Origin of the sequence: Afipia sp. Root123D2 (assembly GCF_001425835.1) — a bacterium.
Classification (GTDB): Bacteria; Pseudomonadota; Alphaproteobacteria; order Rhizobiales; family Xanthobacteraceae; genus Afipia.
On record NZ_LMDP01000004.1, the window covers coordinates 247,607 to 260,865 of the forward strand.

Below are 13,259 nucleotides of genomic sequence, written 5' to 3' on the forward strand. Positions count from 1 at the left end.
CCCCCTTTGCAAAAACCCGGCCGCGAAGTAGCCTGATCGCAAGTTCGGCGCGCGTTCGGACAAGCAAAGCGGATGGCTGACACACGACCAAGGACAGGGTTGACCGACATGGCTTCCAGTAACGCGCTCAGCCCGATTCCGCATCCGCCGAAAAAGCCGGTGGTCGGCAACATGCTGTCGGTGGATTCCACCGCGCCGGTGCAGGATCTCGCGCGCATGAGCAAGGAGCTCGGGCCGATCTTCTGGCTCGACATGATGGGCACGCCGATGGTGATCGTGTCCGGTCACGATCTGGTCGAAGAGCTTTGCGACGAGAGGCGGTTCGACAAGGCGGTGCGCGGTCCGCTGCGCCGGATTCGCGCCATTGCCGGGGATGGCCTGTTCACCGCCGATACCAGGGAGCCGAACTGGGGCAAGGCGCATAACATCCTGCTGACGCCGTTCGGCGGCCGCGCGATGCAGTCCTACCATCCGATGATGGTCGATATTGCCGAACAGCTCGTCAAGAAATGGGAACGCCTCAACGCCGACGAGGAAATCGACGTCGTCCACGACATGACGGCGTTGACGCTCGACACCATCGGCCTGTGCGGCTTCGATTATCGGTTCAATTCGTTCTACCGCCGTGACTATCACCCGTTCGTCGAAGCGCTGGTGCGCTCGCTCGAAACCGTGATGATGACGCGCGGTCTGCCGCTCGAAAACCTGTTCAATCGCGGGCGCCGCGCCGACATGGCCGCCGACATCGCGTTCATGAACAACATGGTTGACGAGATCGTCGCCGAGCGCCGCAAGGGCGGGGATGTCGCTGAGAGCAAGAAGGACATGCTCGGCGCAATGATGACCGGGGTTGACAAGGCGACCGGCACGCAGCTCGACGACGTCAACATCCGATACCAGATCAATACGTTTCTGATCGCAGGCCATGAGACTACCAGCGGCCTGCTGGCTTGCTCGCTCTATGCGATGCTGAAACACCCGGACGTCCTCAAGAAAGCCTATGACGAGGTCGATCGGGTGCTTGGGCCGGACGTCAATGCCAAACCGACTTATCAGCAGGTGACGCAGCTCACCTACATTTCGCAAATCCTGAAAGAGGCACTGCGGATGTGGCCGCCTGCGCCGGCGTTCGGTCTCAGCCCGCTAAAGGACGAGACTATCGGCGGTAAATACAAGCTGAAGAAAGGCACGTTCGTCACGGTGCTGGCGCTGGCGCTGCATCGGGACCCGTCGGTGTGGGGCCCGAACGCGGATGTGTTCAACCCCGATAATTTCAGCCGCGAGGCGGAATCCAAACGTCCGGCCAATGCCTGGAAGCCGTTCGGCAATGGACAGCGTGCCTGTATCGGCCGCGGTTTCGCGATGCATGAGGCTGCACTTGCGATCGGCATGATCTTGCAACGCTTCAAGCTGATTGATCACAATCGCTATCAGATGCATCTCAAGGAAACGCTGACGATCAAGCCGGATGGTTTCAAGATCAAGGTCCGTGCGCGGACCGACAAGGACCGCACCATCGACCCGGCTCGCATTGGCACCACACCGGCGGCAGCAGTGCCTGTGATCGGGGCGGCGGCGGGACGGGTACGACCGGGCCATAACACGCCGTTGCTCATTCTCTATGGTTCGAATCTCGGAACGGCAGAGGATCTGGCGCATCGCGTTGCGGATCTCGCCGAGGTCAACGGCTTCGCTACCAAGCTCGGTCCGCTGGACGATTATGTCGATAACCTGAAAGGTCAGGGCGGCGTCATCATTTTCTGCGCGTCCTACAATGGAGCGCCGGCGGACAACGCTGCCAAGTTCGTCAAATGGCTTGGAAGCGATCTGCCGCAGGATGCCTTTGCCGATGTTCGTTACGCCGTATTCGGCTGCGGCAACAGCGATTGGGCGGCGACCTATCAGTCGGTGCCGCGTTTCATCGACGAGCAACTCACCGCCCGTGGCGCGACGGCGGCCTGTCCGCGCGGTGAGGGCGATGCCCGCGACGATCTCGACGGTCAGTTCGAGTACTGGTTCGCATCGTTGCGCGAAATCGCGGTCAAGGAGTTCGGCCTGAACACCGGGTTTGCCCGCACCGCCGAGGATGAGCCGCTGTACAAGGTCGAGCCGGTGGCGCCGACCGCGGTCAACACTCTCATCGCGGCCGGCGGCGCGATACCGGTAAAGATACTTGCCAATGATGAATTGCAGAATCATGCCGGGACAAATCCATCGGGGCGTTCGACGCGTCATATCGAGGTGCAGTTGCCAGAGAACACGACCTATCGCGTCGGCGACCATCTCAGCGTCGTGCCGCGCAACGATCCGATGCTGGTCGATCAGGTCGCGCGCCGGTTCGGCTTCCTTCCTGCTGATCAGGTGAAATTGCAGGTGGCGACGGGCCGCCGCGCGCAGCTTCCGGTGGGCGAGCCGGTGTCGGTGGGGCGGCTGCTCACCGAGTTCGTGGAATTGCAGCAGGTCGCAACCCGCAAGCAGATACAGATCATGTCGGAGCATACGCGTTGCCCGATGACCAAGCCGAAGCTCGAAGCGCTGGTCGGGGAAGATGCGGCATCGACCGAGCTTTACCGCGCGGAAATTCTCGGCAAGCGGAAGTCGGTGTTCAACCTGCTCGAGGAATACCCGGCCTGCGAACTGCCGTTCCACACCTATCTCGAAATGCTGTCGCTACTGGCGCCGCGTTATTACTCGATCTCATCATCGCCTTCCGCGCTGGGTGCTTCGAAATGCAGCGTTACCGTCGCGGTGGTGGGGGGCGAAGCGCTCTCCGGGCGCGGTATATATAAAGGTGTCAGTTCGAATTATCTGTCCGGCCGCCGTGCCGGCGATATCGTCCACGCCACCGTTCGCGAAACCAAGGCCGGTTTCCGGCTGCCGGACGATGCTGCCACGCCGATCATCATGGTCGGTCCGGGGACCGGTCTTGCTCCATTCCGCGGTTTCCTTCAGGAACGGGCGGCGATGAAAGCCAAGGGCGTGGCGCTCGGAGCATCAATGTTGTTCTTTGGTTGCCGGCACCCCGAGCAGGATTTTCTCTACGAGAAGGAACTGAAGGATTTCGCATCGCAAGGCCTGACCGAACTGCACGTGGCTTTCTCGCGCGCGGGCACCCCGAAAAGCTATGTGCAGGACATGATCGCGGCGCAGAAGGATCGCGTCTGGAGTCTGATCGAGCAGGGCGCCGTCATCTATGTCTGCGGTGACGGCGGCAAAATGGAGCCGGACGTCAAGCGCGCGCTGACGGCGATTTACCGCGAGCAGGCGAATGCGGATGAAGCTGCTGCGGCGCACTGGATCGATGACATGGGCACGGAGAACCGTTACGTGCTTGACGTCTGGGCGGGCGGCTGATCAGACGCGCGCTGTCGCCGCCTTGGCGTGATCCGCGATCGCGCCGATGATCGTCGGCCACATCGGGATCGGCAAAGCGTGTCCCATGCCTTCGATCAGCAGCAGCTTCGCACCGGGAACGCTGGCGGCGGTGTCCTTGCCGGCTTCCGGTCGGACCAGCGGATCGATGGTGCCGTGGATGACCAGCGTCGGCGCTTTTACTTGGGCGAGCCGCTCCTTGCGGCTGCCTGAGGCGAGGATGGCGCGGAGCTGCCGCCCGACACCGGCGGGATTGAGCCCGCGTTCATAGGTACGCTCGGCGCGGGCGCGATCCTTGGCTTCGTCGAGCGGGAAGCTTCCGCCACGGAGGATTTTCCAGTTCGCTGCAAACCGGGCGAAGTATTCGTCCCTGGTTTTGGGTGCAGGCGCCAGCAGCATGGCCATCGCCTCGCGGGTCGGCTGCGGCAGTTTGGGATTTCCAGTGGTCGCCATGATTGAGGTCAGTGACAGTGCTCGCTCGGGATGGGCGATCGCGATTTCCTGGGCGATTGCGCCACCCATCGACGCTCCGACGATGTGAGCTGCCTTGATGCCCAGCGCATCCAACAGGCCGATCGCGTCGTTCGCCATGTCCCACAATTTGTAGGGAGCTTCGGGAGGTATGGCGAAGAACCGCAGCTTCAGCAGCTCGATCGGCCGAAGCGGTTTGCCGCCGGTCATGTGTGCCGATTTGCCGATGTCGCGATTGTCGAACCGGATAACCCGGAAGCCGCGCGATGCCAGCTCGGTGCAGAATTCGTCGTCCCAGTGGATCATCTGGGCGCCGAGCCCCATGACCAGGAGAAGTGGTTCCGCGTCCGGGGCTCCGAAAATCTCGTAACAAATTTCCAGGCCGTTTGCCCGGACCATTTGTGGCGGCTGGTGCTGAAGCGCGGTCACGCAGCGTCCCTTAAATTGGCTGGCGTCGTAATGAACAGCTCGGTCAACTTCTGACAGGAGACGCGAGAAATTCGTCCGGCGCAAACAAAAAGTCGCGCGATTGTTGACCACAATGTCGCAACGGTATGGAATGGTGAAAAAGAACGGGGTCTGTCAGGCACCTGTGAGAAGACGCGGAGGGACTGATATGGCCGACAAGAGCAACGACCCCGTTGCGGTGTGGCACAACATGCTCGCCGAGATGGAAAAGGGCTTCAATGCCTTTGCGACCCAGACGATGGGGTCGGAGCAGTTCAGCCAGGCCGTGCACAAGGTGACAGGCGCGTCGGTCGGCGCACAGAAGACCGTCGGCGACCTGATGGAGCGCTATCTTGTCGCGATGAATCTGCCGAGCCGCGCCCAGATGGTCGGCATCAGCGAGCGCCTGCAATCCATCGAAAGTCAGTTGAACGAAATCCGGGCCGCTATCCACCGCATGGAAGGCGGCAGTGCCGCCAGCGGCGGCAGCTTCGCGCCGAAGCCGCCGCGGACAAAGTTGCCGCCATCTGCGACGGGGGGCTCGACATGAATGCCACCGCGCAAATCGACATCACGCAGATTGGCGATCGCATCCAGTCGGAGGTCAATCGTGCGATCCAGCGCAGCATCAAAGGCGTGGAGTATTTCTCGACGTCGGGGCCGACGCTGGGTCTGACTCCGAAGGACATCATTCATTCGCGCGGCACGATGAATCTCTATCACTACCGGCCGCAGGCCGATGAGATTTATCGCGTGCCGATCCTGATCGTGATGGCGACGACCAATCGCGGTTACATTCTCGACATGGTGCCGGGCCAGAGCTTCATCGAGTTTCTGCTCAAGAAGGGCTTTGACGTCTACATGCTCGACTGGGTGGCGCCGCGTCCGGACGAGAGACGATTGCGCATGGAGGACTACGTTCTCGATTTCATTCCTGATTGTATTCGCCGGGTGCAGCAGGATTCGGGTGAGACTGATGTCAGCGTCATTGGCTACTGCTTCGGCGGCGTGCTGTCGCTGCTTTACGGTTCGATCTTTCCCGATGGCCCGATGAAGAATCTGGTGTGCTTCACGACGCCAATCGACTTTCGGGAAATGAAGCTCTTTCAGAATTTTTCCGACCGCCGCTATTTCGACGTCGATCATCTTGTCGATAGTGCGGGCAACGTTCCGCCCGAGATGATTCTGTCATCATTCGAGATGCTGCGGCCGGCGGGGCGAACTGTCAGCCAGATTCAGTTGTGGGAAAATATGTGGAACGACGAGTACGTGAAGTCGTACCGAATGTTCGATCGCTGGGCGATGGATACGCTGCCGCTGGCCGGCGAGTATTTCCGGCAGATCACCAAGGACCTGATGTGGGACAACAAGCTCTATAACGACACGATGTCGGTCGGCGGGCGCGCGGCCGATATTTCGAAGATCACAGTGCCGGTGCTCCATGCGGTCGCCGAGCACGATCACATTGTTCCTTATGACGCGGCGAAGCACCTGATTACGAAAATAGGCTCCACCGACAAGACTGAAGTCATGCTCAAGGGTGGGCATGTCAGCCTCGTCGCTGGTGCCAACGCGATCAAGCGCCTATGGCCGAAACTGGACTCCTGGCTGAGTGAGCGATCGATATGACCATGAATGAACTTCGCGCCTATCCGCGCCGCGTGGCGACCGAATTCGGCGAAATCGAATTCCGCCACATGACGCCGGCGGACGAAGCGGCGGTATTGGCGTTTGCCCGTAAGCTGCCGGTCCACGATCTTCTGTTCCTGCCGCGCAACATCAGCGAGCCGAAAGTCCTGGCGGCATGGATCAAGGAAACCGAACGGGGCAGTATTATCAGCCTGCTCGCAGTGAAAGACGGAGTCGTGGTCGGCTGCGGCACCGTCGTGCGCGACGCGCTGTCGTGGTCACCCCATGTTGGCGAAATCCGCATGGTGGTTTCGACCGATGTGCGCGGGCAGGGCGTCGGCCGCGCGCTGTCCCATGAGACGTTTGCGCTGGCGCTCGGTGCCGGGCTTGAAAAGATCGTGGCGCAAATGACGGTGGACCAGACCGGCGCCATCGCGCTGTTCGAAAGCCTCGGCTTCAAGGCGGAAGCGCTGCTGCGCGAGCACGTCCGCGATCTCGACGGCCGCAAGCACGACATCGTCGTTCTTGGCCACAATGTCGCGCAGGTCCGGGCGCAGCTGGAAGCTTACGGGCTCCCCGATGCCGTTCAATAGATAAAAATCGTCATATAATCAGCATCTTATGGTAGTCACAAGTTTGTGATACCGCATCGCAACATGAATGTTGCGATGCATCATAGCGTGTGCCATAACAATCGCACCCCGGGCCATTTGGACGGGGCGAGCCCCATAGCTCAAACCCGAGGATGGAGACGACCATGACCAATTCTTTCGACACCAATTCCGTGCTGAACAGCGTCAAGGATGCATTCACGCCGGTCACCGATGCGCTCAAGAACCTGCAGAACGTTCAGGTTCCGGAAGCTGCCCGTGACTTCGTCAAGCGCGCCGCCGGCACCGCCAAGGAGCGTGCTGCTGAAATCCACACCGGTTCTGAAAAGGTCACCTCGGTGATCGAGACCGCTGTCGCCGGTTCGGTTGCTGAAACCGCGAAGATCAGCCGCAACATCCAGCAGGCGTTCTATCAGGATGCAGAGGCGCTGTTTGCCGGCATCGACAAGCTCGCTTCCGCGAAGTCGCTCAGCGAGGCGTTTCAGATCCAGACCGATCTGGTCCGTGCTCAGGGTGAAGTCGTTGCGTCGCGTGCCCGCGCCACCACCGAATATCTCGGCAAGCTCGTCGCCGACGGTGCGAAGACTGCCCAGGATAACTTCTCTAAGGTTGCTTCCTACGCCAAATCGGCGTGATTTTTCGGCCTGAAATACATTTGCACAGACGACCTCCCAAGTGACTCGAAGGCCCGCGCAAGCGGGCCTTCTTTTTGACCTGTCGCCCATTCGGGACCATGGTTCTGAACGAACGGATCAGAATATGGCGGACAGCGATTTCATTGAATTAGGCGCGGAGCAGGGCGACGACGCCCGTGCGGCGGAGTTGCGCCGCATCAAAGCGCTGGCCACGCTCGTGCTGGCCGCCTGTCTTGCGACACTGATCGTCGCGAAATTCCTGCAGGAGCGCTATCCGGCTTTCGGATTCGTTGCGGCTTTCGCCGAAGCGGCCGCGATCGGCGGGCTGGCGGACTGGTATGCGGTCGTTGCGCTGTTCCGCAGGCCGCTGGGCCTGCCGATCCCCCACACCGCAATCATCCAGAAGAACCAGCACCGCATTGCCGACAAGCTCGGCGAGTTCATCGAAACCCATTTTCTCAGTGCGTCGCCGGTCGAAGCCAAGCTGCGCGAGGTGGATTTCGCATCCTTCATTGCCGACTGGCTGAGGGATCGCAAACGCAGTTCCGATCTGGCGCGATTCGTGCTGCGGTTATTGCCGGAGGCTCTCAATGCCGCGGAATCCTCCGGGCTGAAAACCTATCTCGCGCGCCGGATCGCGTCGCAGATCAACGCCATCAATCTCGCGCCGCTCGCCGCCGGGACGCTGCGCTCCTTCATCAAGGAACGGCGTCACCAGGGTTTGCTCGACGATCTGCTGCTCGCGCTGCATGAGACGTTGAACAGGCCCGATACAATGACAGCGATGCGCGAAAAAATTCGCGACGAACTACCGACGTTGCTGAAGCTCTATCGCGCCGACAAGTTTCTGCTGAAGAAGATTGCGGCCTCGGCGACTTCGTTCCTGGACGACGTGCGGGCCGACCCCGATCATCCGTTTCGCGGCGAGTTCGACCGCGCCCTTCTGTCGCTGGCCGACCGGCTGACGACGGAGCCCGTTTATGCCGCGCGGCTCGACGATCTGAAACGAGACTTCCTGGCGCGCCCCGAGCTCGCAGATCTTGCAGGGCGGATCTGGTCGAACGTTCAGGCGTTCATTGAAGCCAACGCGCGAGGGGATCTCGACGTTCTGCGTCATCACCTTACCAACATGTTCGTCGAGGCGGGCTCACAGCTTGCGGACGACACGGATATGCGCGCAGAAATCAACGGCGGTATTGTCGTGGTGCTGCGCAGCTTCATTGCCGATCAGAAGAGCGGCGTGACGCGCTTTATCGCCGACCAGGTCAAGGCATGGGATATGGGCCAGTTGATCAAGCTGATCGAGATCAATATCGGCCGGGACCTCCAGTACATCCGCTTTAACGGCACCCTGATCGGCGGGCTCGCCGGGCTTGCCCTGTACACGTTGGAAGTCGTCATACGAGCCCTGTAAGGCGGGTGTTGCCGAGGCGCCCATGCTGGCAAATATCGGGCCAATTGGCCTGTGCATGCGCTTGTAATGCCGAAAACCATATCCTAGCTTTTTAAGAGTGCAGTCATTGATCGGCCGTTGAGTCGCTTACTCTCACATCAACGACTGAGGAAACGAATGACAGCTGCCGCACAGACACTTCATCCGCCCTCGAGAACATTGATGTTTCTCGAAGGCCGCGCGATCCACGAATTCGGCGCCTTCCTTGGGGCGTTGCCGTTGCTGAGCCTTGCTCCGCGAGGGGACGGCCATCCGGTGTTGGTGCTGCCTGGCCTTGTTACCAGCGATATCGCGACGCGGCCATTGCGGTCCTTTCTCAAGGGGCGCGGTTATGCCGTGAGCGGCTGGGGCCTTGGTCGCAACTACGGTCTGCGCGACGGCGTTCAGGAAAGGATGATCAGCCTTGTGCAGGAACTGAATGAGGCGCACGGCCGCAAGGTGAGTCTCGTCGGCTGGAGTCTCGGAGGACTATATGCGCGCCAGCTCGCGAAGATGATGCCGGACCGCGTGCGCTCGGTGATCACGCTGGGCTCGCCGTTCGCGGGAAGCCCGAAGGCGACCAACGCATGGCGCGTCTATGAGGCGGTGAGCGGCCAGCCTGCCGACCATTCGAATCCGGCCTTCGGCGGCGACATGGCCGAGACACCGCCGGTGCCGACGACTGCGATCTTCAGCCGGACCGACGGGATCTGCGCCTGGCAAGGTTGCGTCGAAAAGCCGGGCACGATGGTCGAGAACATCGAGGTGCAGGGCAGTCATTGCGGAATGGGACATCACCCCGCAGTTGTTTACGCGGTCGCTGACAGGCTCGCGCAAGCAGAAGGCGAGTGGGCGCCGTTCGACCGGTCGGGCTGGCGCAGCCTTGTCTATCCTGATCCGTCGCGCTGATCGTATCGCCGCAAAAACAACCCAGTAAAATTCATCCGTGAGTTGGCCCGGCAAATGTTTTTTGCCGGGCCAACGTTTTCATGGCTATATGCTGCGAATGCCGTGTCAGGCATGGCGGGCAAGAACAAAAACCGACGGGAGAAATGCATGAAGAGTTTCAGGGTCACCGAATTCAATGGACCGTTGGCCGAGGTCGATGCGCCCACGCCGCAGCCGTCCGGCACGCAAGTTCTGATCAAGGTGAAAGCTGCCGGCGTCTGCCACAGCGATCTGCACATATGGGAAGGCGGATATAATCTCGGCCATGGCCGCAAGCCGCTGTCGCTGAAAGATCGCGGCGTGTCGCTCCCTTTGACCATGGGCCACGAGACGGTCGGCGAAGTGATCGCGATCGGTCCAGAAGCGCAGGGGCAGGGCGTTTCGGTCGGTGATGTGCGGCTGGTCTATCCGTGGATCGGCTGCGGCAAATGCGACGTGTGTCTCGCCGGCGAAGAGAACATGTGCCTGAAGCCGCGTTCGCTCGGCGTCTATTGCGACGGCGGCTATGCCGATCATATGACAGTGCCGCATCCGCGCTATCTCATCGACCTGAAAGGTCTCGATCCGGTGACCGCTGCACCTTACGCCTGCTCCGGCGTGACGACCTACAGCGCGATCAAGAAGGTCGAAGACGTTTTCGACACGCCGATCGTGATTTTTGGTGCTGGCGGTCTCGGCCTGATGGCGTTGACGCTGCTCAAGGCGATGGGCGGCAAGGGGGCGATCGTCGTTGATATCGATCCGCTCAAGCGTGAAGCCGCCGAGAAAGCCGGCGCGCTCGCGACCGTGGATGGCGGCGCGGAGGATGCGCTGGCGCAACTGGCGGCGAAGGCCGGCGGTCCGATCCGCGCGGCGATCGATCTGGTCGGCAATGCCCAGACCGCGCAACTCGGGTTCGATTGTCTCACCAAGGGCGGAAAGCTCCTGATCGTCGGGCTGTTCGGCGGTGGGGCACCTTGGGCGTTGCCGCTGATTCCGATCAAGGCCATCACGATCCAGGGCAGCTACGTCGGCAATTTGCGTGAGACGCAGGAACTGGTCGATCTGGTTCGCGAGAAGAAGATCGCGCCAATTCCGGTCAGCACGCGGCCGCTCGCCAAGGCCAACGAGGCTCTGGTTCAGTTGCAGCAGGGCAAGCTGGTCGGCCGCGCTGTGTTGACGCCGTAACGACGAAGCTCCTCGACGTCACGCGCCGGAATAATCGGCGCGTGATGCCGAGTGGTGTTGTCTCAATAGTGAGGCGGCGGCTCGTTTGCCGGAGCAGTGGTGATGCTATTCTCGGCCGCCTGAACACGATCGTTCAGGCGCGCGATCTCGTGTGTCAGCGCATCGATCTGCTTCCACTGCGCCGTTACCGTCTGGTTGAGCGTCTCGATGGTTGCATCCTGATGGGCGACGCGCATTTCGAGCGCGTCGATGCGGGATTTCTGCGATCGTTCGCTATTCATCGGCGGTTTCACTGACGAGTTGTTCGGAAACGGGCGTCCGCTCGATTAATCCATGACCAAGCGCAACACGCTTATCGAACACGAAGCACTCGCCGCGCCAGCGGCTCTCGGCTTCCGGGATCGTCTCGAGATATTTCAGGATGCCGCCCTTGAGGTGATAAACCTCCTCGAAGCCGCGTGAGAGCAGATACGAACTTGCCTTCTCGCAACGAATGCCGCCGGTGCAGAACATCGCGATCTTCTTGTGGGTCGTCGGATCGAGCGAGCGGTCGGCGTATTCCCGAAAGCCGCCGAAACTTTTGAGCTGCGGATCAATCGCTCCAGCGAACGTCCCCATCTCGACTTCGAACTGGTTGCGGGTGTCGAGCAGCACGACGTCGGGGTCGTTCAGCAGTGCGTTCCAGTCCGCGGCATCGACATAGGTGCCGACGCGTTCGTTCGGATCGTTGTCGGGGTCGCCGAGCGTGACGATTTCCTTCTTGAGCCGGACTTTCATGCGCTTGAACGGCATGTCCGACGCGGCGGAAAATTTCAGCTCCAGATTATCGAGCCGACCACCGAACAGCGCGCCGTTCCTGAACTGGTTGATGAGGGCGTCGAGCGCGACTTCGCTGCCGGCGACAGTGCCGTTGATGCCCTCGGCGGCGAGGAGCACGATTCCCTTGATACCGAGGGCTGCGCACATATTGCGCAACGGTTCGCGCAGTGCCTCGAAATCAGGCAACTCGACGAACTGATAGAAAGCAGCGACCTTGTAGGACATCGCCACACTATAAAGTGACGCCGCCGGACGATCAAACCGTCCAAAGAGATCACCGTCGATAAATCATGTCATACGATGTATTCTCGCAAGTCGAATTCCTAATTCACTTTGAAATACAACACGTTACATTCCGATTGTGGCGCAATCAAACGATTGTTTCACTTGGCGGTGGACAACGCCGAATTTCAAACGTCTAATCCCTCCCAATAGTCGGCAGCAAACGTCCGGCTAACCTGGGAGAAGAATATGAAACTGACGAGACGTGATTTCTCCGTGGCGCTCGCCGCGGGGCTTGCCGCCCCCTCACTGATTCGCACTTCTTTTGCACAAGGCGCCGCGATCAAGATCGGCATGGTTCTGCCGGTGACAGGATCGGCTGCGGAACAGGGAAAGTACGCCCTCAACGGGGCGAAGCTCGCGCTGGCAGCCGTCAACAAGGCCGGCGGCGTTCTGGGCAAGAAAGTCGAACTCATTACCGAAGACGACCAGACCACCAATCCCGGCGTTGTCCTCGCATTCTCGAAGCTCGCATCACAATCTGATATCGTGGGCTTCCTCGGCTCGATCCGGTCGACGCAGGTCCACGCGATGGCGCCGGACGTGTTGAAGCTCGGCAAGCCGGTGATGATTGGCGGCACCGATCCGAACCTCACTCACATGGGCAACAAGTGGCTGTTCCGCTGCCGTCCGAACGACAGCTACTCGGGCAGCGTCATCGCTGACTACGGCGTCAAGACGCTCGGCAAGAAGAAGTGGGCGGTGGTCCATTCGACCGACGCTTTCGGAACAGCAGGCGGCAAGGCGCTGACCTCGGCCCTGCAGAAGCTCGGTGCCCCTCCGGTGCTCGATCAGGGCTATGCCAACCAGAGCCAGGACTTCACGCCTGTCGTTCTGGCGATCAAACAGTCGGGTGCGGACGTGATCGGCTCGTACTTCACGTTCGAGAACGACCTCGGCATCTTCGCGCGTCAGCTGCGGCAGCTCGGCGTCACGATTCCGTGGGTCGGCTCGCCGTCCATCGTCAACGTGTCGGCGACCCGGCTTGCCGGACCGGCGCTCTACGGCACGTTCGGTGTTGCCGACTATGCTGAAGATTCGAGCGAGGCGTCGAAGGCATTCGGCAAGGAGTATCGCGACGCCTACAAGGTTGCTCCCGACAACCAGAGCTCGTGGACCTACGACGCGATCAGCATCCTGTGCAAGGCGATGAACACCGCCAAATCCACGGAGCCCGAAAAGATCCGCGAGGCGATCCTCGCGATCAAGAAGTACCCTGGTGCCGAAGGCGAATACAATTTCGACCAGAACGGCGACGGTCTGCACGGTTACAACATCGTGAAGAACGAAAAGGGGAAGATCGTCTTCGACAAGCACATCGAGTCCGCTGACTGATCGCTTGGCGGCTTTCCTCTATCGCGAGGAAAGCCGCCGGCGTTCGTCCGGCAGGGCGATGATGTGAGCTTGGCCGAGGCGTGCCGGATCCGTTGACCGGCGAGCCGTTCC

At 60.7% G+C, this 13,259-nt stretch carries 12 protein-coding genes; 9 read left to right on the forward strand and 3 right to left on the reverse strand.

Annotated elements, in window-relative coordinates; all coding sequences use genetic code 11:
* Nucleotides 1-108 precede the first annotated feature (108 nt).
* Nucleotides 109-3,354 (forward strand): bifunctional cytochrome P450/NADPH--P450 reductase, encoded by a 3,246-nt coding sequence (locus tag ASC80_RS20760; protein ID WP_056301499.1) that lies wholly within the window; start codon nt 109-111, stop codon nt 3,352-3,354.
* Here the strand turns inward: ASC80_RS20760 and ASC80_RS20765 are convergent, their stop codons facing one another.
* Nucleotides 3,355-4,242, reverse strand: a complete 888-nt coding sequence (locus ASC80_RS20765) for an alpha/beta fold hydrolase (RefSeq protein WP_056301500.1) — start codon at nt 4,240-4,242, stop codon at nt 3,355-3,357. It lies immediately after the preceding gene.
* 217 nt (nt 4,243-4,459) lie between these two features.
* Here ASC80_RS20765 and ASC80_RS20770 point away from each other — a divergent pair, with 217 nt between their 5' ends.
* The 7 genes from ASC80_RS20770 to ASC80_RS20800 all read left to right on the forward strand — a co-directional run bounded on the left by ASC80_RS20770 (nt 4,460) and on the right by ASC80_RS20800 (nt 10,712).
* Nucleotides 4,460-4,840: a hypothetical protein gene (locus ASC80_RS20770; RefSeq protein ID WP_056301502.1), complete on the forward strand. Its 381-nt coding sequence runs from the start codon at nt 4,460-4,462 to the stop codon at nt 4,838-4,840.
* A complete protein-coding gene (locus tag ASC80_RS20775; protein WP_056301504.1) occupies nt 4,837-5,919 on the forward strand; it encodes a PHA/PHB synthase family protein in 1,083 nt (360 codons plus the stop codon). Before ASC80_RS20770 ends, ASC80_RS20775 begins: the two co-directional genes overlap by 4 nt.
* A 2-nt stretch (nt 5,920-5,921) precedes the next feature.
* Nucleotides 5,922-6,512 carry a GNAT family N-acetyltransferase gene (locus ASC80_RS20780; protein ID WP_056301812.1) on the forward strand — a complete coding sequence of 197 codons (591 nt, stop codon included), beginning with the start codon at nt 5,922-5,924 and terminating at the stop codon, nt 6,510-6,512.
* 164 nt (nt 6,513-6,676) lie between these two features.
* On the forward strand, nt 6,677-7,165 hold the full coding sequence (locus ASC80_RS20785; protein WP_056301813.1) for a phasin: 489 nt from the start codon (nt 6,677-6,679) through the stop codon (nt 7,163-7,165).
* A gap of 124 nt (nt 7,166-7,289) precedes the next feature.
* The gene (locus tag ASC80_RS20790; RefSeq protein ID WP_056301506.1) at nt 7,290-8,579 is read left to right on the forward strand and encodes a DUF445 domain-containing protein; all 1,290 of its coding nucleotides are present in this window, start codon (nt 7,290-7,292) and stop codon (nt 8,577-8,579) included.
* A gap of 156 nt (nt 8,580-8,735) precedes the next feature.
* Entirely contained in the window at nt 8,736-9,506 is a 771-nt protein-coding gene (locus tag ASC80_RS20795) for an esterase/lipase family protein (protein WP_056301508.1), read from the forward strand.
* 147 nt (nt 9,507-9,653) lie between these two features.
* On the forward strand, nt 9,654-10,712 hold the full coding sequence (locus ASC80_RS20800) for an alcohol dehydrogenase (protein ID WP_056301815.1): 1,059 nt from the start codon (nt 9,654-9,656) through the stop codon (nt 10,710-10,712).
* A 62-nt stretch (nt 10,713-10,774) separates the two neighbouring features.
* On the opposite strand, the gene ASC80_RS20805 is transcribed toward ASC80_RS20800, so the two are convergent.
* Entirely contained in the window at nt 10,775-10,993 is a 219-nt protein-coding gene (locus tag ASC80_RS20805; protein WP_056301510.1) for a SlyX family protein, read from the reverse strand.
* Nucleotides 10,986-11,756, reverse strand: a complete 771-nt coding sequence (gene trhO, locus ASC80_RS20810; protein ID WP_056301513.1) for an oxygen-dependent tRNA uridine(34) hydroxylase TrhO — start codon at nt 11,754-11,756, stop codon at nt 10,986-10,988. The genes ASC80_RS20805 and trhO overlap by 8 nt, the downstream gene beginning before the upstream one ends.
* A gap of 246 nt (nt 11,757-12,002) precedes the next feature.
* On the opposite strand from trhO, the gene ASC80_RS20815 reads away from it, so the two are divergent.
* Nucleotides 12,003-13,148, forward strand: a complete 1,146-nt coding sequence (locus tag ASC80_RS20815; RefSeq protein WP_056301515.1) for an ABC transporter substrate-binding protein — start codon at nt 12,003-12,005, stop codon at nt 13,146-13,148.
* Nucleotides 13,149-13,259 lie beyond the last annotated feature (111 nt).

What these genes read in the sequence shown, in the direction of transcription:
- ASC80_RS20760 (WP_056301499.1), top strand. Translation starts at nt 109, where the DNA reads ATGGCTTCCAGTAACGCGCTCAGCCCGATTCCGCATCCGCCGAAAAAG.
- ASC80_RS20765 (WP_056301500.1), bottom strand. Translation starts at nt 4,242, where the DNA reads ATGGTCCGGGCAAACGGCCTGGAAATTTGTTACGAGATTTTCGGAGCC.
- ASC80_RS20770 (WP_056301502.1), top strand. Translation starts at nt 4,460, where the DNA reads ATGGCCGACAAGAGCAACGACCCCGTTGCGGTGTGGCACAACATGCTC.
- ASC80_RS20775 (WP_056301504.1), top strand. Translation starts at nt 4,837, where the DNA reads ATGAATGCCACCGCGCAAATCGACATCACGCAGATTGGCGATCGCATC.
- ASC80_RS20780 (WP_056301812.1), top strand. Translation starts at nt 5,922, where the DNA reads ATGAATGAACTTCGCGCCTATCCGCGCCGCGTGGCGACCGAATTCGGC.
- ASC80_RS20785 (WP_056301813.1), top strand. Translation starts at nt 6,677, where the DNA reads ATGACCAATTCTTTCGACACCAATTCCGTGCTGAACAGCGTCAAGGAT.
- ASC80_RS20790 (WP_056301506.1), top strand. Translation starts at nt 7,290, where the DNA reads ATGGCGGACAGCGATTTCATTGAATTAGGCGCGGAGCAGGGCGACGAC.
- ASC80_RS20795 (WP_056301508.1), top strand. Translation starts at nt 8,736, where the DNA reads ATGACAGCTGCCGCACAGACACTTCATCCGCCCTCGAGAACATTGATG.
- ASC80_RS20800 (WP_056301815.1), top strand. Translation starts at nt 9,654, where the DNA reads ATGAAGAGTTTCAGGGTCACCGAATTCAATGGACCGTTGGCCGAGGTC.
- ASC80_RS20805 (WP_056301510.1), bottom strand. Translation starts at nt 10,993, where the DNA reads ATGAATAGCGAACGATCGCAGAAATCCCGCATCGACGCGCTCGAAATG.
- trhO (WP_056301513.1), bottom strand. Translation starts at nt 11,756, where the DNA reads ATGTCCTACAAGGTCGCTGCTTTCTATCAGTTCGTCGAGTTGCCTGAT.
- ASC80_RS20815 (WP_056301515.1), top strand. Translation starts at nt 12,003, where the DNA reads ATGAAACTGACGAGACGTGATTTCTCCGTGGCGCTCGCCGCGGGGCTT.